18 protein-coding genes are annotated in these 24,050 nt (G+C 71.7%); 11 read left to right on the top strand and 7 right to left on the bottom strand.

The window, feature by feature from the left end; translation table 11 throughout:
* Nucleotides 1-83: 83 nt before the first annotated feature.
* On the bottom strand, nt 84-1,799 hold the full coding sequence (locus ACWD26_RS20880) for an ABC transporter ATP-binding protein (protein ID WP_451272092.1): 1,716 nt from the start codon (nt 1,797-1,799) through the stop codon (nt 84-86).
* Nucleotides 1,796-3,634 carry an ABC transporter ATP-binding protein gene (locus ACWD26_RS20885; RefSeq protein ID WP_451272094.1) on the bottom strand — a complete coding sequence of 613 codons (1,839 nt, stop codon included), beginning with the start codon at nt 3,632-3,634 and terminating at the stop codon, nt 1,796-1,798. Before ACWD26_RS20885 ends, ACWD26_RS20880 begins: the two co-directional genes overlap by 4 nt.
* A 128-nt stretch (nt 3,635-3,762) precedes the next feature.
* Between ACWD26_RS20885 and ACWD26_RS20890 the strand changes: the two genes are divergently transcribed.
* Nucleotides 3,763-4,797 carry a helix-turn-helix domain-containing protein gene (locus ACWD26_RS20890; protein WP_451272096.1) on the top strand — a complete coding sequence of 345 codons (1,035 nt, stop codon included), beginning with the start codon at nt 3,763-3,765 and terminating at the stop codon, nt 4,795-4,797.
* A gap of 109 nt (nt 4,798-4,906) precedes the next feature.
* Here the strand turns inward: ACWD26_RS20890 and ACWD26_RS20895 are convergent, their stop codons facing one another.
* On the bottom strand, nt 4,907-6,325 hold the full coding sequence (locus tag ACWD26_RS20895) for an ATP-binding protein (RefSeq protein ID WP_451272098.1): 1,419 nt from the start codon (nt 6,323-6,325) through the stop codon (nt 4,907-4,909).
* 489 nt (nt 6,326-6,814) lie between these two features.
* Between ACWD26_RS20895 and ACWD26_RS20900 the strand changes: the two genes are divergently transcribed.
* Nucleotides 6,815-7,108, top strand: a complete 294-nt coding sequence (locus ACWD26_RS20900) for a zinc-ribbon domain-containing protein (RefSeq protein WP_451272100.1) — start codon at nt 6,815-6,817, stop codon at nt 7,106-7,108.
* Nucleotides 7,109-7,351: 243 nt separating this feature from the next.
* Here the strand turns inward: ACWD26_RS20900 and ACWD26_RS20905 are convergent, their stop codons facing one another.
* Nucleotides 7,352-8,587, bottom strand: a complete 1,236-nt coding sequence (locus tag ACWD26_RS20905; RefSeq protein ID WP_451272102.1) for an MFS transporter — start codon at nt 8,585-8,587, stop codon at nt 7,352-7,354.
* Nucleotides 8,588-8,660: 73 nt separating this feature from the next.
* Here ACWD26_RS20905 and ACWD26_RS20910 point away from each other — a divergent pair, with 73 nt between their 5' ends.
* The 4 genes from ACWD26_RS20910 (at nt 8,661) to ACWD26_RS20925 (ending at nt 13,075) form a co-directional block, all read left to right on the top strand.
* Entirely contained in the window at nt 8,661-9,668 is a 1,008-nt protein-coding gene (locus ACWD26_RS20910; RefSeq protein WP_451272104.1) for a helix-turn-helix domain-containing protein, read from the top strand.
* On the top strand, nt 9,665-10,171 hold the full coding sequence (locus ACWD26_RS20915) for a glutathione peroxidase (protein ID WP_451272106.1): 507 nt from the start codon (nt 9,665-9,667) through the stop codon (nt 10,169-10,171). The genes ACWD26_RS20910 and ACWD26_RS20915 overlap by 4 nt, the downstream gene beginning before the upstream one ends.
* A gap of 92 nt (nt 10,172-10,263) precedes the next feature.
* Nucleotides 10,264-11,157, top strand: coding sequence for a MerR family transcriptional regulator (locus ACWD26_RS20920; RefSeq protein WP_451272108.1), 894 nt, complete (start codon nt 10,264-10,266; stop codon nt 11,155-11,157).
* A 241-nt stretch (nt 11,158-11,398) separates the two neighbouring features.
* Complete coding sequence (locus tag ACWD26_RS20925; RefSeq protein WP_451272110.1) at nt 11,399-13,075, top strand: hypothetical protein; 1,677 nt, start codon at nt 11,399-11,401, stop codon at nt 13,073-13,075.
* Between the two features lie 140 nt (nt 13,076-13,215).
* Here ACWD26_RS20925 and ACWD26_RS20930 read toward each other — a convergent pair whose 3' ends face one another.
* On the bottom strand, nt 13,216-16,224 hold the full coding sequence (locus ACWD26_RS20930) for a D-alanyl-D-alanine carboxypeptidase (RefSeq protein ID WP_451272112.1): 3,009 nt from the start codon (nt 16,222-16,224) through the stop codon (nt 13,216-13,218).
* Between the two features lie 287 nt (nt 16,225-16,511).
* Here ACWD26_RS20930 and ACWD26_RS20935 point away from each other — a divergent pair, with 287 nt between their 5' ends.
* The 3 genes from ACWD26_RS20935 (at nt 16,512) to ACWD26_RS20945 (ending at nt 19,288) form a co-directional block, all read left to right on the top strand.
* Entirely contained in the window at nt 16,512-17,270 is a 759-nt protein-coding gene (locus tag ACWD26_RS20935; RefSeq protein WP_451272114.1) for a GOLPH3/VPS74 family protein, read from the top strand.
* A gap of 678 nt (nt 17,271-17,948) precedes the next feature.
* The gene (locus tag ACWD26_RS20940; protein WP_451272116.1) at nt 17,949-18,818 is read left to right on the top strand and encodes a helix-turn-helix domain-containing protein; all 870 of its coding nucleotides are present in this window, start codon (nt 17,949-17,951) and stop codon (nt 18,816-18,818) included.
* A gap of 260 nt (nt 18,819-19,078) precedes the next feature.
* On the top strand, nt 19,079-19,288 hold the full coding sequence (locus tag ACWD26_RS20945) for a DUF397 domain-containing protein (RefSeq protein ID WP_451272118.1): 210 nt from the start codon (nt 19,079-19,081) through the stop codon (nt 19,286-19,288).
* A 126-nt stretch (nt 19,289-19,414) separates the two neighbouring features.
* Here ACWD26_RS20945 and ACWD26_RS20950 read toward each other — a convergent pair whose 3' ends face one another.
* Nucleotides 19,415-20,254, bottom strand: a complete 840-nt coding sequence (locus ACWD26_RS20950) for a hypothetical protein (protein ID WP_451272120.1) — start codon at nt 20,252-20,254, stop codon at nt 19,415-19,417.
* Nucleotides 20,255-20,335: 81 nt separating this feature from the next.
* Between ACWD26_RS20950 and ACWD26_RS20955 the strand changes: the two genes are divergently transcribed.
* On the top strand, nt 20,336-21,124 hold the full coding sequence (locus ACWD26_RS20955) for an SDR family oxidoreductase (protein ID WP_451272122.1): 789 nt from the start codon (nt 20,336-20,338) through the stop codon (nt 21,122-21,124).
* A gap of 241 nt (nt 21,125-21,365) precedes the next feature.
* Nucleotides 21,366-22,943, top strand: a complete 1,578-nt coding sequence (locus ACWD26_RS20960) for a sodium:solute symporter family protein (RefSeq protein WP_451272124.1) — start codon at nt 21,366-21,368, stop codon at nt 22,941-22,943.
* Nucleotides 22,944-23,090: 147 nt separating this feature from the next.
* Here ACWD26_RS20960 and ACWD26_RS20965 read toward each other — a convergent pair whose 3' ends face one another.
* Nucleotides 23,091-24,050, bottom strand: coding sequence for an alpha/beta fold hydrolase (locus ACWD26_RS20965; protein WP_451272126.1), 960 nt, complete (start codon nt 24,048-24,050; stop codon nt 23,091-23,093).

Genomic DNA, 24,050 nt, shown 5'->3' on the forward strand with positions numbered 1-24,050 from the left:
CGGCACGCGGTGACCCCCTGCCGAATGACACACCCTGCGCGGGGTTACCGCCACCTGCCCGGGCGGCAACCCGCACGGCCGTCTCAGTCCCGCGCCGGCCCGGCCAGGGACAGGTCCCAGTACGCGGCGTACCGGCCGGCGCGGCGCAGCAGCTCCTCGTGGGTGCCCTGTTCGACCACCCGCCCGGCGTCCAGGAAGGCGACGTGGTCGGCCCGGCGCACGGTCGCCATGCGGTGCGCCACCAGCACCACGGTCCGGCCCGCCATCAGCTCCTCGATGCCGGCGTGCACGGCCGCCTCGTTCACCAGGTCCAGGGCCGAGGTGATCTCGTCGAGCAGCACGATCGGCGCGTCCTTCAGCAGCGCGCGGGCGATGGAGACGCGCTGCCGCTCGCCGCCCGACAGCAGCGCCCCGCCCTCGCCCACCTCCGCCGACCAGCCGCCGGGCAGCCGCTCGATCACCTCGTCGAGACGGGCCGCGGCGGCCGCGGCCCGTACCTCGGCGTCGGTGGCGTCCGGACGGCCGAGGCGCACGTTCTCCTCGATCGTGCCGTCGAAGAGGTAGACGTCCTGGAAGACGATGGCGATCCGCGCCATCAGCGCCGCGGTGTCCATCTCCCGTACGTCCACGCCGCCGATCCGCACCGCGCCCGCGTCGACGTCGTAGAAGCGGGCGAGCAGTTGCAGCAGCGTCGTCTTGCCCGCGCCCGACGGCCCGACGACGGCCAGCCGCCGGCCCTCGGGTACGGACAGCGTCACCCCGTCGGCGACCGCGCGGTCGCCCTGCCGGAAGGTGACCGCGTCGAACTCGATGTCGTGGCGGGACGGTTCGCGCGGAGCGGGCGGCTCCGGCAGCGGCTCGGTGGTGAGGACGTCGTCGAGGCGGGTGAGTTCGGCGCGGGCGGCGCGGATGCCACCGCTCATCTCGGCGAGGGACAGCAGCGGGTCGGCGCAGCGGGCGGCGAGCACCAGGAGCGCGAGCACCTCGGCCGCGCCGATGTCCCCGCCGAGGGCGAGGTACGCGCCGAGCGCGAGCAGCGCGGTGAACACCGCCTGCACGGTGACCGCGAGACCCAGCACACCCGGCAGCGCCGAAAGGGTGGAGCGGCGCGAGGCGCGGCGCAGTTCCTTCAGGGAGTCGTCCAGCAGACCGAACCGCTCGCCCGTGCGGCCGCCGGCGCGCAGTACCGGCTGGGCCTGGAGGTACTCGATGACGCGGCCGGTGGCCGCGCGCTCGCGTTCCACGCGCTCAGCGTCGGTCGCCGTCGTCGCGCGGGCCGTGCGCAGCTGGACCGCGGCCACCAGCGGCACGGCGGCCAGGGCGGCAAGCCCCAGCTGCCAGTTGAAGGCGAGCATCACGGCGACGATCGTCAGCGGCGTCACGCAAGCGGAGATGAACGGCGCCAGCAGGTGGGCGATCACGCTCATTGCCTGCAGCACGCCCTGGCTTGCGAGGACGGACACCTCGCCCGTGCGGCCGGGTTGATACCAGCCGATGGGCAACCGGGCGAGGTGTTCGCCGAGGCGCTCGTACATGCCGTGCAGCATCGTCGTGCCCACGCGGAAACCGGAGCGGTCGCTGACGTACCGCAGCACCGCGTAGACCGCGACCGCCGCGCCGAAGGCGGTCAGCCAGGGCCGGGCGTCCTCGGGTGTGCTGCCGAGGAGCGCGCGCAGCACGGGCACCAGCAGGGCGTACGACAGTCCCTCGGCCAGGGCGGTCGCCGTCATCAGGGCGACGGTGCGGCGCACCGGCCCGGCGTACTCGTGGCCGAGCACGCGCAGCAGTGTGCTGATCATCGGGCCTCTTCCTCTTCCATGACGCCGGCACCGGCACCGGCACCGGCACCGGCGTGGATCTTCCAGAATTCGGCGAACGCGCCGTCCCGCGCGAGGAGTTCCGCGGTCGTGCCCCGCTCCACGATCTCGCCGTCGCGCAGCATCACGACGATGTCGGCGTCGGCGATCGTCTCCAGGCGGTGGGCGATGACCAGCGTCGTCCGCTTCTCGCGGGTCCGCGCCAGCGCCTCGCGCACCGCCTGCTCGGTCTGCGGGTCGGCGAAGGCGGTGGCCTCGTCGAGGACCAGGACGGGGGTGTCCGCGAGCAGGGCGCGGGCGATCGAGACGCGCTGCGCCTCGCCGCCGGAGAGGCGGGCGTCCTCGCCGATCACCGAGTCGTAGCCGCGGGGCAGTTCGAGGATTCGGTCGTGGATGCTCGCCCGGCGGGCGGCGCGGACGACGGCGTCGCGGTCGGCGTGCGGGACGGCGAGGGCGATGTTGTCCGCGACCGAGGCGCGCAGCAGCCGGACGTCCTGGAAGACGAAGGACACCCGCCGGTACAGCTCCTGACTGCCCACCTCACGCAGGTCGACGCCGCTGAGGAGCACGGAGCCGTGCGTCGGGTCGTAGAACCGCGGCAGCAGCTGCACCAGCGTGGACTTGCCGCTGCCGGACGGCCCGACGACGGCCGTGATCGTCCCCGGCTCCAGCACCAGGTCGATACCGCGCAGCACCTCGCGCCCGGCCGCGCCACCCTCGTGCCCGCCCGCGGCCCCCTCGTACCCGAAGCGACCCCCGTACCCGAAGCGGACGTCCCGCAGCTCCACCCGGTGTCCCTCGGGCGCCACCGGCCGTACGGGCTCGGGCAGCGACGGCTCGGCGAGTACGTCCCGGATGCGGCCGACGGCGCGCCGCGCGGCCTGGAGGTCGTCGAAGCCGTGCCCGAGCGCGGCCACGGGTGCGGTCAGCCCGAGGCCGAGCAGGATGAAAGGCAGCAGGTCCGCCGGGGCGAGCCCGCCCCCGGTGATCCGGTACGCCCCGCCGACCAGCACCGCCAGCAGCACGAACGGCGGCGACAGCGCCACCTGCATCCCGGCGGCGGGCCCGGAAAGGCCGTGCACCATCCGGTAGAAGCTCCGGGTGAAGTCGTCCACCGCGGTACGGAACCTGCCGTGCGCCCGCTCCGACCCGCCGAACGCCTTCACCACCGCGATGCCCTGCACGAACTCGACCACCGACGCCGAGATCCGCCCCATCGCGGCGTCGAACTCCTTCTGCTCGCGCAGCCGCGCGGGGGTCATCATCAGCGGCACCAGCGCGACCGCCAGCAGCACGGGGATCAGCGTGATCAGCGTCAGCCGCCAGTCCACGGTGAGGAGGTAGCCGAGCGAGACCAGCGGCACCACGAAGGCGGAGACCAGCTCGCCCGGCGTGTGGGCGATGAGCGGGTGCACGGCGCTGACGTCCTCGCCCACCAGCTTCGCCAGCTCCCCGTTGCGCCGCCGCGCCAGCCAGCCGATCGGCACCCGCCCAAGCTGCGCGGCGAGTTGACGGCGCAGCGACAGCTGCACCCGGGTGTCGAGGAGGTGTCCGAGGCCGGACGAGGCGGCCGTGAAAAGCAGCCGTACGAGCAGCCCTGCCGCGCCCGCGATCACGACGTCGCGCACGTGCCCGTCGTCGGCCGGCCCCGGCGCCAGCAGCGTACGGCCGAGCTCGACGACCGCGAGCAGCGGCGCCAGACCGGCGACGGCGCCGATGACCTGCAGGACGACGACGGCGGCGAAGCCGCCCGCGTACGGGCACAACAGACGGGCCACGCCCGGTGGTGGCGGCGCGGTGGTTCCGGTGGAAGTCATGCGCTCACCTTCGCCGCGGCCGCGGCCCGCTGGATTGAAGAAATGTTCCCTCCGGATGTTCCGTCCGGATGTTGCGTCCGGACGTTGCGTCCGGATGTTCTGTCCGGGCGGGCCCGTAGCATGGAGGTATGTCAACTGCCGTGCGCCAGCGCGTCGTTACCCCCGTGTGGGAGGTCACGCGCCCGGCCCGGCCCGGCCGACTGCCCGGCGTCGTCCTGGCGGGGCTGCGCGACCGCGGCCCGGCTCCGGTCGACCACCGGCTCGACCCGCACCCCGTGCTGACGCTGGCGCTGGCCTGCGGCGAGGCGGCGCTCGGCATCGATGAGTCGACGGGGCGGCGGCACCGCGGCAGCCTTGTCACCGGGCTCGGGTTCGGCGCCGGCGGCGCGGCGCGGGTGCGGGCCGCGAACGTCGAGTGGATGCAGGTGCGCCTGTCCCCCGCCATCGCCCGCGCCGTGCTGAGCGTGGGCCCCGCTGAGCTGGAGAGCTCCGTGGTGACCCTGGACGACCTGTGGGGAGAGCGGCGGGCGGCCCGGCTGCGCGAGCTGCTGGCCCAGGCCGCCTCGTGGGAGGAACGCTTCGCGCTCGTCGAAGCGTTCCTCGCCCGGCCGTTGGCCGCGGGACCCGCCATCGAGCCGGAGCTGGCCTGGGCCTGGGACCGTATCGTCGCCGGGCACGGCCAGGTGCGGGTCGAGGAGCTGGCCGACGAGCTGGGCTGGAGCCGCAAGCGCCTGTGGTCCCGCTTCCACGCGCAGCTCGGCCTGCCGCCCAAGCGCGCCGTGAAGCTCGTCCGCTTCGACTGGGCGGCCACCCGCCTGGCCGGGGGCCAGGAGGCGGCCAGGGTCGCGGCCGACTGCGGCTACGCCGACCAGTCGCATCTGCACCGGGACGTCGTGGCGTTCACCGGTGTGACTCCCGCGACCGTGGCCGGCCAGTCGCTCGTCGCGGCGGCCGACATGGCGTGGGTGGACCATGTGCCGCGCCTCTCGGCACGATGGGGCGATCCCCCGGCCTCCCGTTTCGACGGGCCGCACCGGCCACCGCCGCCGCCGACCGGCGGAGATACCCGAGGTGGACGAGTTCCCGGGCGAAGTACGGACGTACGGTCCCGTCACCGGCGCCGGCCGCCCCCTCGCGCCGCCGATGCGGGTGACTCCCGCTGACGGTGGCTTCGCGGGTCGGCGCGATCGGGGCGCCGTAGGCTCGGCCGACCCGAATCGGGGCGATGGGCCATAGAGACCTGGCACCCCACGTGTCCGTGTCCCAGCATGCTCATGCGGACCACGCCGCGAGGAGTTCCGCCGGGCCGTACGCGGCGTCGAGGCCCGTGCAGTCGGTCCCGCTGCGTGAGATGGCGATCACCGGCACGGGATCAGGCGTGAGCGCGGCGCGGTGCCGGTGCAGCGCCGCGAGATCGTGGCGGTTGAACGGGGAGTGCTCCAGCCACTTCACCGAGCCGACGAACAACAGCTCCTTGGCGATCGGCGCGCGGTCCGCTCCCACGACGTCGATCTCCACATCGTTGGTACGGGTCCAGTAGCCGCCGAGGGCGGGGGCGGCGGGGAGGTTCGCGTCGGGCAGCAGCCGTGCCAGCGCCTCGCGCACCAGAGGTTCAATGGCCCTGCCACGCCAGCTGGTCCAGTTTTCACGGACGCGCCGCAGAGTCAGGTCACCCCGGCCCCGCTCGATCTCTTCCATAGCTGGACCCAGGAACTTCAGCCAGAAGCGGAGGTAGGGATCCGCGACCCGGTAGCGACGGTCCTTCGAAGGCCGCGTGGACACGGGCAGCTCCGCCGCGATCACCCGTTTGTCCGCGAGGATCCCCAGCGACCGCTGGAGCGGGGTCGCCCCGATCCCGCCGGCGGCGCGGGCGATGTTGGAGAACGTCCGCTCACCGCTGCCGATCGCCGAGAGGACGGTGCGGGCCTGGACCTGCTGGGGGAACTCCGCGGCGAGCGAGCGCTCCGCCGACACCAGCAAGGCCGAGACGGGATCGCTGAGCGCCGCCTGCAGGAACTCCCACATCCCGGCACCGGGCGTCCACTCCGCGCAGATCAGCGGCAGTCCACCGGTGATCAAGGCCGCGTCGAAGGCCGAGGCGGGATCGAGGCCGAGCATCTCGCCCACCTCCGCCGGGTTGAGCGGACCCAGCACCATCTCCCGTCCGCGCTGGTGGAACGGGCGTCCATAGCTGTTCAGCGCCTCCATCATCGACAGGTCGGAACCGATGAGAACCAGCAGAACCGGCGACTTCTCCAGCACTCGGTCCCAGGCCCGCTGCAACATGCCCTCGAAGGCGCCCTCCGCATCCATCAAGTAGGGCACCTCGTCCATGACCACGACGCTCGCCCGGTCGTGCGGAAGTGCCGCCGCCAGGACGTCGAAGGCGGCATCCCAACTCGCCGGGCGGGCCGCGGACAGCAGATTCGCCAGCGGAAGGCTGGACGACCGCGCATCCTGGCTGAGCCGCTCCAGGTCCGCCCCCGGCGACGCCCCTGTGGCGGCATAGAAGAGGAACGGCGCGCCGGACCGCTCGGCGAACCGCTCCACCAACCGCGACTTACCCACCCGGCGGCGTCCTCGAAGCATCACGCACCGCCCGGGGCGCTCCCCGCCGACCCCGGCCGTCACCTTGGCCAGCTCGCGATCCAGCGTCTCGAGCTCGTGCCGCCTGCCCACGAAATCCGCCATACCGGCACCTCCCCGACATCACCCAATGCCGCAGATACTAACATTGCAGTTAGCAACATTGATGTTAGTTACACGAGTGTCCTCGGGGTCAGCCAGGCCGGGCGGCGCCAGACCGCGAGGCGGGACAGGGGTGGAAGCGGCGTCGGCTGCTGAAGCGGACCGCCGGGTGCGGCGAGAGCGAACTGACCCAGGTCCACCTCGTCGAGCGGCACGGCTCCCATCGCTACCGGCTGCCTCCGCCCTTCCCGGCCTGCCTCGACGGGCTCCCCGACACCCGTATCCTCGCCGGGCGCTCCCTCACCGTGCCGTGGGCCTGCGAGCTCCCGAAGAACGAGACGTTCCTCCAGGTCGAGGTCTCCCCGACTACGAATCCGAGGCAGCGGTCTTCACCGGCGACGTGAAGAAGTGAGCAACAGGCACACTTGAGGGCAGAGCGTGCGGTGCGCGCAGTGCGTGCGGTGCGTCGACAAGCACCCCCGGAAGGATCAGATGTTCATCATCTTCGGCACCAAGGGATATCTGTACCAGCTCGCGATACTGACGCTGGTGTGCGGTCAGTGCGGGAACCCCGCGGCACACACGCTCCGGAAGCGGGTCACGAAGTTCACGCTGTTCTTCGTGCCGCTGATCCCGATCTCGACGAAGTACCAGACGCAGTGCACCTTCTGCGGCGCGGAGCAGAAGGTGAGCGCCGAGCAGGCGGAACGGCTCCAGGCGCAGGGCGCGGGCGGCCACAGCGGCCAGTCTCACGGCCAGCCGCAGCAGCAGCCGTACCAGTCATGAGAACGGTCTGAGCATCCCCCTGGCTGTGGGCGAGCCCCCTGCTTCCACGCCGTCCGTCTGGACCGCCGCCGGCCGCACCGGCAGGCCGGCGTCGTCCGCGCTCCCCGGCGCCGCGACCGGCTGAGCCGGTGGCCGGGGGCGCTCAACTGGTAGCCGGCGACGACTTCCCCTCCAGTTCTCCGGCAGGTGGACGCGCTCTGCCGGGACGTCGGGGCGGGCTTCGTTTGTGCGACCCGCCTGCGGTCAGGGCTGATTCGCGTCGGTTTCGTTGCGGCGCTCGGAGGGGCTCGTGCGGCGGGGAGCCGGTGACGAGAGAGCTGCCCGCTTGTTCCGGCCCGTCGTCCACAGCGCCAGGGTCACCGTCACCGAGCCCGTCGCCATCGCCGCCATCGCCGTGCCGGGGGAGGTCAGTTGGGCGATCGTGCCCGCCAGGCCCGCGCTCACCCCTTGCAGCGTGAGCATCCCCGCCGAGTGCAACCCCAGGGCGTGGCCCGTCAGTTCGGGTGGGGTCAGGGCCAGCAGATGCTGTTGCTGGACCAGGCTCGCGCCGAAGCCGACGGAGGCGAGGGCGGCGCAGGCCGCCGCGACCGGGGTCGCCGGGTCAAAGGCGAAGACCAGGTACGGGACGGCCAGGAGCAGGAGCAGGGGCGTGGCCAGGCGGTCCCGTACGTGGGGAGGGAGGAGGCGGCCGACCGTCACGTCGCCGATCAGCATGCCGAGCGCCGCGCAGGCGAACAGCGGGCCCGCGCGGTCGGGGGCGTACGCGACGAACAGGGACTCGCAGCCGACGACGAGGCCGTTGGGGATCCACAGGCCCAGGTAGAGGCGGCGGCGCGGGGCCGACGACCACAGGTGGGCGTTGGTGCGCCAGGTCTCGGCGACGGACGGGCGGCCGGAGGCGCGCGGAGCACGACGGGACAGGCCCGCGCGGCAGCAGAGGGCGGCCGTCGCGTACAGGGCCGCCGACACCAGCAGGGTGACGTGCGGGGACAGGAGGGCCACCAGGGCGCCGCCGATCGCGTAACCGGCGATCTGCATGAGCCCGTGCGTCATGTTGAACAGCGAGCGGCCCAGCAGATAGCCGTCCTTCGGCAGGATCTCGGTCAGCAGGCCCCAGCGGACTCCCCCGCCGAGTGACGCGACCAGGCCCTGGGCGGCGATCACCGTGAACACCGTCCACAGGGACAGGGCGGGGAGGGCCAGCAGCGCCGTGCTCGCCGCGAAGACCACGGCCAGACCCGTCATCGTCGCCCTCGGCGGCAGCCGGTCCGCGGCCGAGAGGAGGGTCGTCGCGCCGACCATCTGCGCCAGGGACTGGCCGAACATGCTGAGGGCCGACAGGAGCGGAGAGCCGGTGGCCTCGTACACGGACGTGCCGAGGGCCAGGCCCCCGATGGTGGAGGCGGCCACCTGGAGGGAGGAGGAGAGGAAGAGAGGGGTGAACTCCCTTGTGCGGAAGAGGAGTTTGTAGGAGCGCATGGGAGGGACGGTCGCCCCGTTCCCCGGCCCGCCGTTAATGTTTCGCGCACCCGCGAAACCTGGAGGTGTCCCCGTGGGCTGGTGGCAGGTCAACGCCGACACCCTCGCGGGCAGCCGTTTCGTCGTCTCGCCGCTGGCGGAGACGTTCGCGAGCCTGAAGATGCTGCACGCGGGGGCGGGCGCCCACCCCGGTGAGCGGACCTGGCTGGAGGCCCATCTGCCCGCGTACCGGGCCGAGTTGGCCCGCGATCCCGTCACCGCCCTGCTGATCCGCTCGGGACTCGGGAAGGAGTGGATCGCCGACTTCCTGACCCCCACGCCACGCGAGGACGAGACCTTCGCGGACGAGGTCGCCCGCGTCCGGGACGCCGACCCCGCCGCCGCCCGGGACCACCTCGCCGTCTCCCTGCGCGGCCCGCTGCCCGCCACCCTGCGCCGGGACGACCTGCCGGGCCGCGCGGCCGACCTCCTGACGTACGTGTGGGAGGAGGCCGTACGGCCGTACTGGGAGCGGCGGCGGCGCGTACTGGAGGCCGATGTCCTCGCCCGCACCGCGCAGTTGGGGCAGGGCGGGTGGACGGCCGTCCTGGACGCGCTGCGACCGGGCATGCGGTGGCTCGGCGAGAACCGGCTTCAGGTCAATCTCCACGAGTACCCGCCACGCGAGATCTCCGGCGCGCGACTGCTCTTCGTGCCGGTCACCCCCCAGCGCACCGGGTGGGTGGCCTGGGAGGAACGGGAGCGGTACGCCGTCGTCTACCCGTGCTCGGGCGTCCTCGCCGACGCGAGCGGGACCACCGCCGTGCCCGCCGCGCTCGGCCCCCTCATCGGTCCCGCCCGCGCCCGCGTCCTCGCCCTCCTCGACTCCCCCATGAGCACGACGCAGCTGTGCGCGGTCACCGGTCAGGCCCTCGGTTCCGTGGGCCGCCATCTGAAGGTCCTGCTGGACGCGGGCCTGGTCCGGCGTGGACGCGCGGGCCGCTCGGTGCTGTACGCGCGGACGGCGGCCGGTGAGGTGCTGATGCGTTCCCCCTGGGGCGGCGGGGGCGAAAACTCTTCCGGAGATAGCATCCGCTTATGACTACAGACAACACCGGCACCTCTGTCCTCGACGTCGAGATCGGCGCCCTCAAGGGCGGCCCGGCGGACCTCGCGCAGTACGCCGGTCAGGCCGTCCTCGTCGTGAACGTGGCCTCCAAGTGCGGCCTCACCCCCCAGTACACGGGCCTCGAAGCACTGCACGCCCGCTACGCCGCCCAGGGCTTCACCGTGCTCGGCGTCCCCTGCAACCAGTTCCTCGGCCAGGAGCCGGGCTCGGCGGAGGAGATCGCCGAGTTCTGCTCGGCGACGTACGGCGTGACCTTCCCGATGACCGAGAAGATCGAGGTCAACGGCGACGGCCGGCACGCGCTGTACGAGCGGCTGGTGGACCACGCGGACGCCGAGGGCCACACCGGCGACATCCGCTGGAACTTCGAGAAGTTCCTGATCGGCCGTGACGGCTCGGTCGTCGCCCGCTTCTCCCCGCAGACCGAGCCCGAGTCGGCGGAACTGGTCGCCGCCGTGGAGAAGGCCCTCGGCTGACGCCCGGAGGGCCGCCGTTGACCTTGCCCCAGGGGCAAGGGGCACCGTCCCTCTCGCCGGGCGGAGGGCGCCCGGCGACGGAGGATGCCCCAGTGGACCTGGACGACCTGCTCACCATCGGTGCCTTCGCCGCCCGCGCACGGCTGTCGGCGAAGGCACTGCGGCTCTACGACCGGCTGGGACTGCTCCCGCCGGCGTACGTCGACGAGGTGAACGGCTACCGCTACTACCGCGCCGAACAGGTCGAACGCGCCCGTCTCGTGGCCCTGCTGCGGCAGCTCGACATGCCTCTCGCGCGGATCGCCGAGATCGTGGACGTCGTCGAGCTGGACGGCACGCTGGCCGCCGACCGGCTGGGCGCGTACTGGGCCGGGGCCGAGGAACGGTTCGCGTCCCAGCGGACCCTGGTCGCCTACCTCCGTGGACGGTTGTCGGGAACGGAGTCAGGCATGGAAGAGACGTACGGGACGTTCACGGAGACCTACGGGAAGTTCACTGTCGAAACGGTCGATATCGCTCCTCAGGTGCTGCTGACGCAGTCACGGCACACCCTCGCGGACGAGTTGCCCGCGTGGATCGGGGCCTCGCTGGGGCGGCTGGAGGAGGGCGCCGCGGCCTGCGGCGGGACCACCGGCGCGCCGTTCGTCGTGTACCACTCCGAGGTGTCGATGGAGAGCGACGGCCCCGCCGAGTCGTGTGTGCCGGTGGCGGACGAGGGTGCCGCCCGCGCCTGGGCGGCCGAGCACGGGCGGGCCTGGGAGACCGGGGTGCGCGTGGAGCCGGCGGGGCGGCTCGCGTACACCCGGATCAGCAAGGCCCAGGTGGCCCATCCGCAGATCCTCGCGGCCTTCGAGGCGGTCGAGCGGTGGATCGCCGAGCACGGCCTGCGGGCCACCGGCCCGTGCCGCGAGATCTACTTCGCGGACTGGGACGCGGCGGGCCCCGAGGACCCGGTGTGCGACGTGGCGTTCCCGGTCGCATCCTGAGCCGTGTAGTACGGGTACGGCCGAGGGGTTTCCCTACGGCCGTACCGGATCGCACGGGTCCTGTCAGCCAACTGTCAGCGGGTGATTAGCGTCTACACCAACAATCGGAAAACACCCGCCCGCACGAGTCGAACGGAACGGAAGAGCCGCAGTGGCCTTTGCCGAACTGAGCCCACGACGACCCGTCTCGCGCGCCGACGAACCGTCGCCCCCGCGAGAGTCGTGGCGGCAGCGCCACCGAGTGCCGCTCACGGCCGCCCTGTGCGCCGTGCCGCTGTACATCGTGTGGTGGGCGGTCTTCGCGACCGGCGGCGGCGATCTGGCGGCCCAGGTGGCGTGGGCGGAGTTCGCGAAGACGTACCCGGACTCCGCGGTCAACCTGTTCTGGTACGGAGGGCTGCACGCGGCGAACTACAGCGTGCTCTCGCCGTATCTGATGGCCGCGCTCGGCGTCGTACCCGTCACGCTCGTCTCGGGACTCGCGGCCTCCTGGCTGGCCGGCGAGGTCGTCACCCGAACGGGCGTACGTGCCCCGGTGCCGGTCGCGCTGGCGGCGACGTTCTCGCTGTGGTGTCAGGTGGTGTCGGGGCGCTCCACGTTCATGCTGGGCACGGCCTTCGCGATGGGGGCCCTGCTGGCGGTGGTGAGCGGGCGCGGCGGGCGGCAGCTCGCCGTCGCGGCGGTGTGCGCGACGCTGTCCACGTTGGGGAGCCCCGTCTCCGGTCTCTTCCTCCTCGTGGTCGGCGCCGCGTACCTGCTGTGCCGTGAGTGGGGCCGGGCGGCGGCGCTGCTCGTGCCGCCGGTGACGGTCGTCGCCGTCACCACGCTGCTGTTCCCCTTCGAGGGCGAGCAGCCGATGGCATTCAGCCGGATATGGCCGCCGGTCGTGCTGTGCGCGGTGGTGGTGCTGGTCGCGCCGAGCGCCTGGCGGGTGCTCCGCCTGAGCGCCGCGATCTACGCGCTCGGCGTGGTCCTCTGCTATCTGATCCCCACCCCCATCGGCACCAACGTCGAACGCCTCCTGGAGCTCGCGGGCCCGGCGGCGGCCCTGGCGATCTGCCTGTACCGGGGTGAGGAGCGTACGGCCGGCTCCCGTCTCCCCCTGTCCTGGTTCACCGCCCGGCGGCGCACGGTGGCGGGCGCGGTGGCCCTGGTGCTCTCCGTGACCTGGCTGACCGGCAAGACGACCGCCGACATCGTCACCAACACCAAGGTGCCCGAGTGGGCCGTGAAGACCGACGGTGTGGTGAACGAGCTCAAGCGGCTCGGCGCCTGGAAGACCCGCGTCGAGGTGGTACCGGCCCGCGACCACCGCGAGGCCGCCATCCTCGCCCCGTACATCAACATGGCGCGCGGCTGGAACCGGCAGGCCGACGTCGAGCGCGGCCGGCTCTTCTACGAGGGTCACAGCGGGACCGAGGTGCCCGAGGGGGCCTTCACCCCGGCCGCGTACAAGGCCTGGCTCTCGCAGTGGGCGGTCGGTTTCGTCGTCCTCGTCAACGGCGAGCCGGACGGGCCCGCCGAGCTCGAACACGCGCTGGTGAGCAGCGAGCCGGACTATCTGGAGCGTGTCTGGCAGGACGCCAACTGGAAGATCTACCGGGTGAAGAACGCGACCCCGCTGGTCGACGAGCCGGCCTCCGTCGTCAGCGCCGACGGCGCCAACCTCGTCGTCCGCATGCCGAAGCCCGGCGAGGTCATCGTCCGTGTCGCCTACTCCCCCTGGCTCTGGGCCGACAACGGCTGCCTCACCGCCGACCGCGAGTCCAACGGCGACCTCACCGAGTTCACCCGCCTGACCGTCCACGAGGCGGGCGACGTCCGCATCAGCTCCCAGTACGGCGGGCCTTCGCGGACTACGGCGCTGGAGTGCGAGAAGGAAGCGGACGAGAAGGCGCCGGACCAGGACGAGCCGTAGGCCGGGCGAATACCGAGAACCGATGAGAAGCGCCCTTTCCGTCCGTGAGGTCGGAAGGGGCGCTTTCGTTCGTGAGGGACCGGTCGTCCGCCGGTCGTCCGACGGTGGCGGCCCGCGCGGGCCGCCACCGGCTCACTCGGTCAGCTCACCCGCGTGAGCCTCGCTCCGAAGCCGGGCTCGGTGAGGTCGTTCTGGAGGGCGACCGGCACCTCGACGCCTTCACCGAAGCCGTCGCCGACGATCAGCGAGCCGACCTTCGTGCCCGCCTTCGCCTCGTGCGGCACGGCCTCGCTCGCGTCGAGTTCGAGCCTGACGGTCTTGCCGGCCCAGCCGACCGCCGAGACGTCCTTCGTGGCGACGACCGGGGCCTGTCCGCCGAGCCCGTCGTCGACGTATCCGACGACGGCGCCCTTCTTCAGGACCGTGTTAGACGTCAGCGCGTCCTGGGCGGCGAGCATGGCCGTCTTGCTGACCGCGTTGACCGTGTCGATGATCGGCGGCGTGTGCTGGCCGAGGATCGCGCCGACGACGATCGCCGTCTCACCGCCGACCTCTTTCGTGCCCGCGAAGAGCAGGTTGCCGCCGGCGGCCGTGGTGGAGCCGGTCTTGATGCCGATGGCGTTGTTGTAGGGGACGAGGGTGTTGTAGTTCCGGTGCTTCAGACCGGAGGGGTCCTTCCACTCGGGGAGCCTGGTGATGTCCGTCAGGGCCTTCATCCTCACCAGCTCGTTGCCGAGCTTGACCTGGTCCTCGGCGGTGGAGACGGTCGTCTCCTTCAGGCCGGACGGGTCGGTGTACGTCGTGTTCTTCATGCCGAGGTCCTTGGCGGCGGCGTTCATCTTCTTGACGAACTCCTCCTCCGAACCGTTGCTGTCCCAACGGGCGAGCAGCCGGGCGATGTTGTTCGCGGACGGGATCATGATGGCCGCGATCGCGTCGTACTGGGAGAGCTGGTCGCCCTCCTTGACGGTGTTGAGCGTGGACTCGCCGTCCTTGTCGTAACCGCCCTCGGTCTCCGCCTTCGCGTCGACGGGGATTGTCTCGCCCTTCGAACCGGGCTTCATCGGGTGTTCCTTGAGGATGACGTACGCGGTCATCGCCTTGGCGACGGAGCCGATGGCCACGGGCTTCTGCTCGCCGAAGCTGTCCATCGTGCCGATGCCGTTCACGTCCATCCAGCCCTGGCCCTCGTCGGGCCACGGCAGGGAGACCTTGTCGCCCTCGAAGGCGTACGACTCCTCGGCGGTCAGCGCGAGCGTCGGGGTGGGGAGCGGGCGTACGGCCTGTGCGATCGCGAACACGATCACGAGCAGGATCGCCAGCGGGGTCCAGATCTTGACCCGGCGGATGATCGTGCGCACCGGGGTCTGGCGCGGCGGTGGTGTGTTCGTCAGCTCCGCCAGGAGATCCAGCGGCGGCTTGGGCGGCAACGGCTGCTGCGTCGTCCGTTCCGGCCCCACCTGGGGGATGGCCCGCGTCGCCTCCGCCGGGCTGATGGCGGGCGCGTCGGCGTCCGCCGCCGGTGCCTTGGCCGGCGCCGGCTCGTCCAACGGCTTCAAGGCCACGAATTTGCTGGTGCGCTCGACAGGGGGCTCGGGGGTCGCCTTGTCCCCCTCGGGCGCCTCCTCATCGGCGTCGTCCACCGGCTTGGCGGCGGCCCCGCCCAGCTTGAGCATGGTCGTGGGCTGATCGACAGCGGGCGGGCGCGGGGCCCGGAAGATCGCGGTCGGCTGATCGACATGCGGGGCGACGGCTGATTCCGCCGCATCGCTCTCCGCCGAGCCGGAGTCACCGCGGCCTGCGGAGGACCCGGACGCGTCGTCGCCGTCGACGGCGGCCTCGGCTTCGGGGCCCGCTGCGTCGGCGTCGGCGTCGGCGTCCTGGCCCGCTGCGTCGGCGTCGGACCTTGCGGCAGCCTTGCCGTCGCGGGCGTGGGGGTCGGCTTCGGCTTCGGGGCCCGCTGCGGCCGCATCGGCGCCGGAGCTTGCGGCAACCTTGCCGTCGCGGGCTTGGGGGTCGGCTTCGGCTTCGGCTTCGGGGCCCGCCGCGGGGCCCCCTGCGGCTGCGTCGGCGTCGCTTGCGGCAGGCTTGCCGTCGTCGGCGCGGGCGTGGGGGTCAGCGTCGCCTACCGGGCCCGTTGCGGCCGCGTCGGGGTCGGCGTTGCCTTCCGTGCCCGCTGCGTCGGCGTAGGCATCGGCGTCAGAGCTTGCGGCAGCCTTGCCGTCGCCGGTTTCGGCACTCGGCTCGGCGTCGACATCGGCGTCAGCGGTAGCGCCAGTACTTGCGGCAGCCTTGCCGTCGTCGGTCTCGGGGCTCGCGTCCTCCCCTGCGGCACTCCGCTCGCGACGCGGGCCGGCGTCACCGCCCTCGGCCTCCGCCCCAGCCCCGGCCTCCGGCTCCGTGTCGGCCGCCTGGTCGACGTCCGCGCTCGGCTCGTCCTCGGCGTCGTCGGTGTCGGCCTGGGCCTCTGCAGGGCCCTCAGGGGCCTCGTCCGGCCCGTCACCGCCGCCCGAGCCGGCATCGGAGCCGGCGTCCGCCCCAGCGGCGTCCGAGCCCTCGGCATCCGCCGCACCGGTGTCCGCCGCACCGGTGTCCGCCACACCGGTGTCCTCCGCGTCGGCCTCCGGCTCGTCGCTCGCTGCCCCGGCAGTCTCCGAACCGCCATCCTCCGAACCGGATGTCCGCAGGATGACCGTCTTCGGGCCGGCCAGCTTCGAGCCCCCGGCCTCCGAACCGGCAGCTCCCGAACCACCGGCTCCCGAACCACCAGCCTTCGAACCGCCAGCCTTCGAACCAGCCGTCGTCGAACCACCAGTCGGGCCCGAGCCACCGGCCCCCGAAGCCGCCGCCCCGGAACCGGCAGTATCCGCCGCCTCGTTGCCCGTCCCCTCCGGATCCTCCGTGTCCCGCTTCAGGCCCTCCGCGTCTGCCGCCTCGAGGAGCGCCCGGCGGGAGAAGACCGCCGTCGCCTGGTCGGGCTTCGGGGAGCGGTCGCGGGACATCGCGACGCGCGGGTCCTGGGACGGCGCGGTGGAGCCGGAGGACTGCCCCGGGAGGGCGCCGGCGTCCGGAACCGGTGGCTCGTTCCCCGGCGTCGACTCCGTCGACGACTCGTACCGCTTCGACCTGTCGGGGGACGTGCCCGCCACCGATGCCTCCTCCCGCGCGCCGCCCGTCCTCGGAGCGCGCGCCCAACCGAACCGTGGATCCGTGAAACCGTGGATCCGTGAAACCCGCCGCCCGGACACTAGCCACCGCACGCATCACCGCGCCGCGCCGCTGTCCGAACCATGTACCAGTGTCCTGTGTGCGGGCTTAACCCCTGCGGTAGACGAGAACGACATACCTACTGGTTCCACTACATTCCGGTCACGCACTCTCGACAGACCAATGTGAGAGGGGTCACCCTGTCATTCATCCACGCGGGGAGGCATGGATGGGCAGGAGCCGCAGAAGTATTCCGGAAGAGCTTCTACTGCTGGCGCTGGACCCGGCCACGGGTACCACCGCACAGCCGCAGTCGCTCGACCTTGGTCTGGCCGGAGCACAGCTAGTGGAGCTGGCGCTGGCCGGACGGATAGCCCCGGACGGGGATCGTATCGCCGTGGTGTCCCCACGGCCGACTGGAGATCCGACGCTGGACTGCGCGTTGGAGTTGCTGCGAAGGCGTGGCGCTCCCGTACGGGCGGTCCACTGGATTGGCGGGCCCCGTCTCGGGCTCCGCCAGACCTACCTCTCGCATCTGGAGCGGTGCGGCATGGTGCATGCCGTGGCGGGCCAGATGTGCGGAGTGCTGCCGACGACTCGCTATCAGGCGAGTCAGACCGAGATCAGCCGGGAGATACGCGCCCGGCTGGACTCCGCGATCCGCACCGGCGTACCGCCGGACCCGCGGACCGCGGCGCTCGCCGCCCTGGCGCACGCGGTCGGCCTCGGCAAGCACCTGTATCCGGGGAACGAGGGACGCTCGTCCCGATCCCGGCTGCGGGACCTGATCCGGCACGACCCCATGGGCGGCCTGGTGGCCCACGCCGTCATGGACGTGCAGAACGGCGTGGCCGCACAGCCGCGTCGCAGCCCGGCACCGGCCGGCCGTCAGGCCGCCCCCGGCGCCAGGCCACCCGCACCGGAACCCGCACGCGGTGTTCCGATGCAGCCACGCCGCGGCTCCATGGCACGCGTCGTGGCGCACTGAGGATCGCGGAGCACGGAGCGCCGGGGCACCGAGGTGCGTGTGGGCGCCGGGCCCCAGAGCCGCGGGCCCCGACACCCACCGCACCACGCGCGTCACCCGCTTCGACCGCTTCGACCGCTTCGACCGCTTCGAACGTTCCACCTGCACCACACGCTCCACACGCTTCAAACGCTCCACGCACCGCATGAGTTCCACCCGCTGCGCACGCTCCACAGCGGCACCGCACACGCTGCACGCACCACCACTCGCAGCGCATGCGCGGCCCGCCGGGACGGCACGCGGCGAGCGGGCCGCGGCGCGTGAACCGCACGCACCGCCTGCACCGCCGGCACCGGACCGCCGTAGGGACCCCAAGGACCCGGTTCGGGAGCCGCCGGCTCGCGCGGGGCGCGTGCGGCCGTACGTACGACCGACCGGCGACAGACCGGCGCGGCCCGTACGACACGACCGCACCGCCCCGCGCGGCCGCATGCCCGGCGACGGGCGACGGGGACACCCGCCGGGGCCCTCAAGGGCCGTACATCCGGCGGAGATCCCTCCACGGCGGAAAAACACCGGCGCAAACGGCGCATGCGCAGCGCATATCCGCTGTTTTCCAGCGGTACTCGGCACCTTGGTGGCAATCTGCTCAACAGCAGATACGCGAAGTAGAGGCACGCAGCCGGAGGTGCACGTCCCGTGGCGTCCAATGTCAATCCCACTGTCAGGCGACGCCGGTTGGGCCAGGAGCTGCGTCGGCTCCGCGAGCTCAAGGGCATGACCGCCGAGGAGGTCGCCGAGCGGCTGCTGGTCTCCCAGTCGAAGATCAGCCGCCTGGAGAACGGCCGCCGCAGCATCAGCCAGCGCGACGTCCGCGACCTCTGCGGGGTCTACGAGGTCGAGGACCAGCGTGTCGTCGACTCCCTGATGCAGATGGCCAAGGACTCGCGCCAGCAGGGCTGGTGGCACGCGTTCGGCGACGTCCCGTACAGCGTCTACATCGGCCTGGAGACGGACGCGGCCAGCCTGCGCGTCTACGACCCCCAGGTCGTCCCCGGGCTGCTGCAGACCCGCCCGTACGCCGAGGCGCTCATCGCGGGCGCGCTGCCCGAGACGACGCCCGGCGACATCGACAAACGGGTCCAGGTACGGATGAGGCGACAGGAACGTATCTCCGCGCCGGAGAGCCCCCTGCGGCTGTGGACGGTCCTCGACGAGGCCGCGCTGCGCCGGGTCGTGGGCAATCGCTCGCTCATGCGGGAGCAGTTGGAGTACCTGGTCGAGCAGTCCCAACTCCCGCACGTCACCGTGCAGGTGATCCCTTTCGATCTGGGCGCGCATCCCGGTCTGAACGGGCAGTACGCCATTCTGGAGTTCCCGGACGCGTCGGATTCCAGTGTCGTCTACATCGAGGGCGTCACCAGCGACCTGTATCTGGAGAAGCCGGCCGACGTCCAGAAGTACAGCGTCATGTACGAGCACTTGAGGGCACAGGCGCTGAACGTGGATCAATCCCGCCAGTTCATCGCGGGCATCGCCAAGGAGTACGCCGACCTCCGGCCGCACTGAAACCCTTGCCTCAAGCGCCAGCGGGGGCTGAAGGGGCGGGAAGATACACCCTCGACACACTCGAAGGGAAGACCCGCATGGAATATGCCACCCACTCGAGTGAATAGTCGCTTCGTCGGCCGATGTTGGCGAGTAGCGTCGATCACGCCAAGGAAATCAACGACCTTGGCGCAATCCGAACGTGGATTCCGGAAACGGGGTCAGCAACGTCCACGGCTCGGTGACTGCAACTCAACGACCAACCGGCAAGCGGAGCAGAAATGGCAATTCAGCAAGGCGCCACGGACACGTGGGTCAAGTCCTCTTACTCCACGGGCAACGGCGCGTGCGTCGAGGTCAAGTCCCCCGTCGTCGCGGCCCTGTCCGTGCGTGACTCCAAGGTTTCCGACGGTCCGACGCTGGCGTTCCCCGCCGACTCGTGGAACGCGTTCGTGGCGCAGGTCAGCCGGGGAGCCTTCGACCTCGTGTGACCATGGTTCACCCCGACCATCATCACCACCACGACAAATTCACACTCACCAACTGACAGAGCCCTCTCGACCGGCCCGCCGTCCTGGCCGAGGGGGCTCGGCCTTGTCCTCACCTCACCCCGCGGGTCACCTCAGCCGGTCCACGTACCTGTCCGTCCCCGGCACCGTGGGAACGAACGGCGCCAGCAACTCCTGCCTCCCCAGCCCCGATTCGGCGATCGCCTCCCCTAGCCCGCCGAAGTACGCCTCCCAGTGCTCGCGCGGGTCGGCCTCCAGGAACCACAGCAGGGTGAGGCGGGTGTCGACGCCCTCGACCTGCTTCACGTACGACATACGGTCCAGGGGCAGCGAGGTGGGGCGGAAGACCGTGACCATGGCGGCCGGCGACCCGGCGAGCCGCTTGGGCAGGTGCCGGGCCCGCAGCCACTCCAGCAACTCACCCCGCTCGGCCGGCCCTTCGGCGTCCACGACCTCCAGCACGAGGCCCGCGTACGGGTGGTCGAGGGCGTGGAAGTCGCGGGGCCCGGCGGCCCCGTCGCGGTAGACGGTCACCTCGTGGTCCTGGAACGCGGTGAAGACATGCGTACGGTCCTGGTAGACGCGTGCGTCGCGATTCAGCCGTTTGTTGATGGCGACGGTCCAGCGCATGTGGTCGTCGTAGCGGCCGTCGGTGATCCAGTACGTGGAGAGGTAGCAGCCGGCGGTGACCGGCTGGGCGATCGCCGACTTCTCGGGCGTACGCAGGAGTTGGAGGTCACGGGTCGCCACCCAGCGGCGGCCCGCGAACATCCAGGGCATCGCCATCGCGCCCGCGTAGTAGTGGTCGTCCTCGTACCAGCGGTTGTACGCGTACTCGTGGCCTGGATGCGGCTCGACCATGGTGATCAGGGCGTGCCCCGGGCGGACGCCGTACGGGCCGAGGGCGGCCAGTTCGGCGTACGTGGCGCTGCGGGTCTCCTCGCTCATGCGTCTTCCCCTTCCGTCCACCTGCGGTCGCCCATACTCTGACGCTCCGTCAGATAATGCGCCAGAGCCGGGAGGCTTCCGATGTCACTGCTCACGGGCAAGACCGTCGTCGTCTCGGGAGTCGGGGCCGGGCTGGGTCACCGGGTCGCCGCGGCGGTCTTACGGGAGGGCGGGAACGCCGTGCTGGGGGCGCGCACGGAGGCGAATCTCGCCAAGGCCGCGGCGGAGGTGGACCCGGGCGGCGCGCGTACGGCGTACCGGGCGGCCGACATCACCGACGAGGCGCAGTGCGCGGAGCTGGCGGCGCTCGCGCGGGAGCGGTTCGGGGGCGTGCACGCGGTGGTGCATGTGGCGGCCTGGGACAGCTACTTCGGCGGCCTGGAGGACGCCGACTTCGCCACCTGGCAGGCGGTCCTCGACGTGAACCTGCTGGGCACCCTGCGGATGACCCGGGCCTGTCTGCCCGCCCTGAAGGCGGCGGGCGGGGGATCGGTCGTCATCATCGGCACGCAGTCGTCGGTGGCCGCGCCCTCACAGGTGTGGCAGGCGGCGTACGCGGCGTCCAAGGGGGCGCTGACGAGCGCGATGTACTCGCTGGCCAGGGAGCTGGGCCCGCACCGGATACGGGTCAACACCGTTCTGCCGGGCTGGATGTGGGGGCCGCCGGTGGAGGCGTACGTCCGGTTCACGGCGCACGGGGAGGGCGTGTCCGAGGCGGAGGTGCTGGCCCGGCTCACCCGGCGGATGGCGCTGCCCGAGCTGGCCACGGACGGGGATGTCGCCGATGCGGTGACCTTCCTGGCCTCCGACCGCGCGCGGGCGATCACCGGCCAGTCGCTGTTGGTCAACGCCGGGGAGCTGATGCGCTGAGCGCCGGGGAACCGGGTCGTTTGAGCACCGGGGAACCGAGACGGCCAGCCGGCCTCTCGACGGGCGGGAGGTGATCCTTTTCGGCCAACTCCCGATTCACATACATAAACCAAAGTCATCGCTCGGAACTATTTTACCCCCTCTTGACCTTCCACTTCCTTGCCGTGGACATGCCGCCGAACTCAGAGTTCACATGCCTGACCCAAGTCTGAACCTGGCGGCGGACCCTGGAAGGGGGCCCATGAATAGTCTCGACTGGGCCGTGCTCATCGGCTACTTCGGTGTGATGGTCGCGATCGGCGTCTGGTCGCACAAGCGCGTGGACAACGTCAGCGACTTCTTCACCGCCGGGGGCAAGATGCCCTGGTGGCTCTCCGGCATCTCGCACCACATGTCGGGCTACAGCGCGGTGATGTTCACCGGTTACGCCGGTATCGCCTACACATACGGCGTCACGTCGTTCGTGACCTGGTCCTTCCCCATCGCCCTCGGCATCGCGATCGGCTCCAAGCTGTTCGCGCCGCGCATCAACCGGCTGCGCTCACGACTGCATGTGGCCTCGCCGCTCGAATACCTGAAGAACCGTTACAACCTGGGCACCCAGCAGGCGTTGGCGTGGTCGGGCATGCTGCTGAAGATCGTCGACGTCGGCGCGAAGTGGGCCGCGATCGCGACGCTGCTGTCGGTCTTCACGGGCGTCTCCCTGAACCAGGGCATCCTCATCACCGGCAGCATCACGGCCGTCTACTGCACGATCGGCGGCCTCTGGGCGGACGCGCTGACCGAGCTGGGCCAGTTCGTGATCCAGTTGCTGGCCGGAATCGCGATGTTCGTGGCCGTCTTCGTGAAACTCGACGACTACGGCGGCTTCTTCGGGGTCTGGGACCGCCCGGAGCTGGAAGGCCACGAAGAACCCCTCGTCGGCCCGTACGGGACGGTCTTCCTGCTGGCGTTCCTCTTCATCAAGCTCTTCGAGTACAACGGCGGCATGCTCAACCAGGCCCAGCGCTACATGGCCACGGCCACCCCCTACGAGGCCGAGCGCTCCGCCCGGCTCTCGGCGATCCTGTGGCTGGTCTGGCCGCTGGTGCTGTTCTTCCCGATGTGGATGTCGCCTCTGCTGGTGACGTCGGAGAAGGGCGACGGCTCCGACACCTACGCCCTGATGACCGAACAGCTGCTGCCGCACGGCCTGTTGGGCCTCGTGATCGTCGGCTTCTTCTCCCACACGATGGCCATGTGCTCCTCCGACGCGAACGCCATCGCCGCCGTCTTCACGCGGGACTGCGCGCCGGTGATCTGGCGGCGGGCACGGTCGTGGAGCGAGGGGCAGGGGCTGCGGGTCGCCCGTATCACGACGGTCGTCTTCCTGGGCCTGTCGATGGCGGCGGCGACCCAGGTCAACTCCCCTGCCTTCAAGGACATCATCACCGTCGTCATCAAGTGGGTCGCCGGGCTCATGGGCCCGATGGCCATCCCGATGATGCTCGGTCTGCTGCGCCCGTTCCGCCGCTCCGGGCCGACCGCCGCGCTCACCAGCTGGGCGTGCGGGCTCTTCGCCTTCTGGCTCGTGAACTACCCGATCCACTGGAACGTCGAGGGCGGGGTGCCCCTGCAGTACCAGGTCTCCATCCCGCTGGCCGTCTCGCTCGTGCTCTACATCGTCATCGGCTTCATCAAGCCGGAGGACACGCCTGAGCGACTCGCCATCATCGAAAAGATCAACACGGACGGCGACGACGACGGCAAGGGCGGAGCGGGGGCCGCGGCCGCGGTGCCGACTCCGGAGAAGGACGCGTCGAGCCCGACGGGGGTGTGAGGGGCGGGGCCGACGGGGCTGTGAGCCCACGGGCTCCGACTTGAGGGCCCCCACTTGAGGGCTCCGGCTTGGGGGCTCCGACTTGGCGGTGAGGGCCGCGCCCGGGTGACCGGGGGCGGCCCTCACGGCTGTCGGGCGGCTGCGTGGTTACCGGGTGAGGAGGTCCCGTATGGCCTTGGTGATGTCGGCCGGGGCCTGCTCCGCCATGAAGTGGCCGTAGGGGACGGTGGAGTGCCGGAGGTCGGGGGCCCAGGCGCGCCAGACCGCGCCGGCGTCGTGGCCGAGGGCGGCGCCCCAGTCCTGTTGGAGGACGGTGACGGGCATGGCCAGCCGGTTGCCGGCGGCGCGGTCGGCCTGGTCGTGGCGGACGTCGATGCCGGCGGAGGCGCGGTAGTCGGCGACGATCGAAGGGACGGCGGCGCGGGAGGCCCCGAGGTAGGCGGCGCGGACGTCGTCCGGGATGGCCTCGGGGTCGTCGGTCCACGTGTCGAGGAAGTGGCCGAAGAACGCGTCCGGCGCGCCGGCGATCAACTCCTCGGGCAGGCCGGGCGGTTGGGCCATCAGGTAGAGGTGGAAGGCGACGGCGGCGGTCGTGCCGCGCAGGACGTCCCACATGTCGAGCGTGGGCAGGACGTCGAGGCAGGCCAGGTGCGTGATCACGTCCGGGTGGTCGAGGCCCGCGCGGAAGGCGACGAGTGCGCCGCGGTCGTGACCGGCGAGGGCGAAGCGGTCGTGGCCCAGGCTCTGGGCCAGCGTGACGATGTCCTGGGCCATGGTCCGCTTGGAGTAGGTGTCGGGGCCGCCGGGGCCGTCCGCCGCGGGTTTGTCGCTCGCTCCGTATCCGCGCAGGTCGGGGCAGACGACGGCGTGATCGGCGGCGAGGTCCACGGCCACGTGGCGCCACATGAGGTGGGTCTGGGGGAAGCCGTGGAGGAGGACGACGGGGGTTCCGGAGCCACCGGTGGCGACATTGAGGGATACGCCGTCGGCGACTGCGACGCGGCGGCGGTCGAAGCCGGGGATGGCAGGTGCTCCGGCGGGGATGGCGGGTTCCGCGGCGGGGGTGGTGGGCGTCGCGGATGCCGCAGCCGGGATCGTGGGTTTCAT

The sequence above is a fragment of the Streptomyces sp. NPDC002787 genome, assembly GCF_053592095.1.

Coding starts and splice junctions, on each gene's coding strand:
- ACWD26_RS20890 (WP_451272096.1), top strand. CDS start 3,763: ATGTCAACTGCCGTGCGCCAGCGCGTCGTTACCCCCGTGTGGGAGGTC.
- ACWD26_RS20900 (WP_451272100.1), top strand. CDS start 6,815: ATGTTCATCATCTTCGGCACCAAGGGATATCTGTACCAGCTCGCGATA.
- ACWD26_RS20965 (WP_451272126.1), bottom strand. CDS start 24,050: ATGAAACCCACGATCCCGGCTGCGGCATCCGCGACGCCCACCACCCCC.
- ACWD26_RS20880 (WP_451272092.1), bottom strand. CDS start 1,799: ATGATCAGCACACTGCTGCGCGTGCTCGGCCACGAGTACGCCGGGCCG.
- ACWD26_RS20885 (WP_451272094.1), bottom strand. CDS start 3,634: ATGACTTCCACCGGAACCACCGCGCCGCCACCACCGGGCGTGGCCCGT.
- ACWD26_RS20905 (WP_451272102.1), bottom strand. CDS start 8,587: ATGCGCTCCTACAAACTCCTCTTCCGCACAAGGGAGTTCACCCCTCTC.
- ACWD26_RS20935 (WP_451272114.1), top strand. CDS start 16,512: ATGGGCAGGAGCCGCAGAAGTATTCCGGAAGAGCTTCTACTGCTGGCG.
- ACWD26_RS20955 (WP_451272122.1), top strand. CDS start 20,336: ATGTCACTGCTCACGGGCAAGACCGTCGTCGTCTCGGGAGTCGGGGCC.
- ACWD26_RS20960 (WP_451272124.1), top strand. CDS start 21,366: ATGAATAGTCTCGACTGGGCCGTGCTCATCGGCTACTTCGGTGTGATG.
- ACWD26_RS20950 (WP_451272120.1), bottom strand. CDS start 20,254: ATGAGCGAGGAGACCCGCAGCGCCACGTACGCCGAACTGGCCGCCCTC.
- ACWD26_RS20895 (WP_451272098.1), bottom strand. CDS start 6,325: ATGGCGGATTTCGTGGGCAGGCGGCACGAGCTCGAGACGCTGGATCGC.
- ACWD26_RS20945 (WP_451272118.1), top strand. CDS start 19,079: ATGGCAATTCAGCAAGGCGCCACGGACACGTGGGTCAAGTCCTCTTAC.
- ACWD26_RS20915 (WP_451272106.1), top strand. CDS start 9,665: ATGACTACAGACAACACCGGCACCTCTGTCCTCGACGTCGAGATCGGC.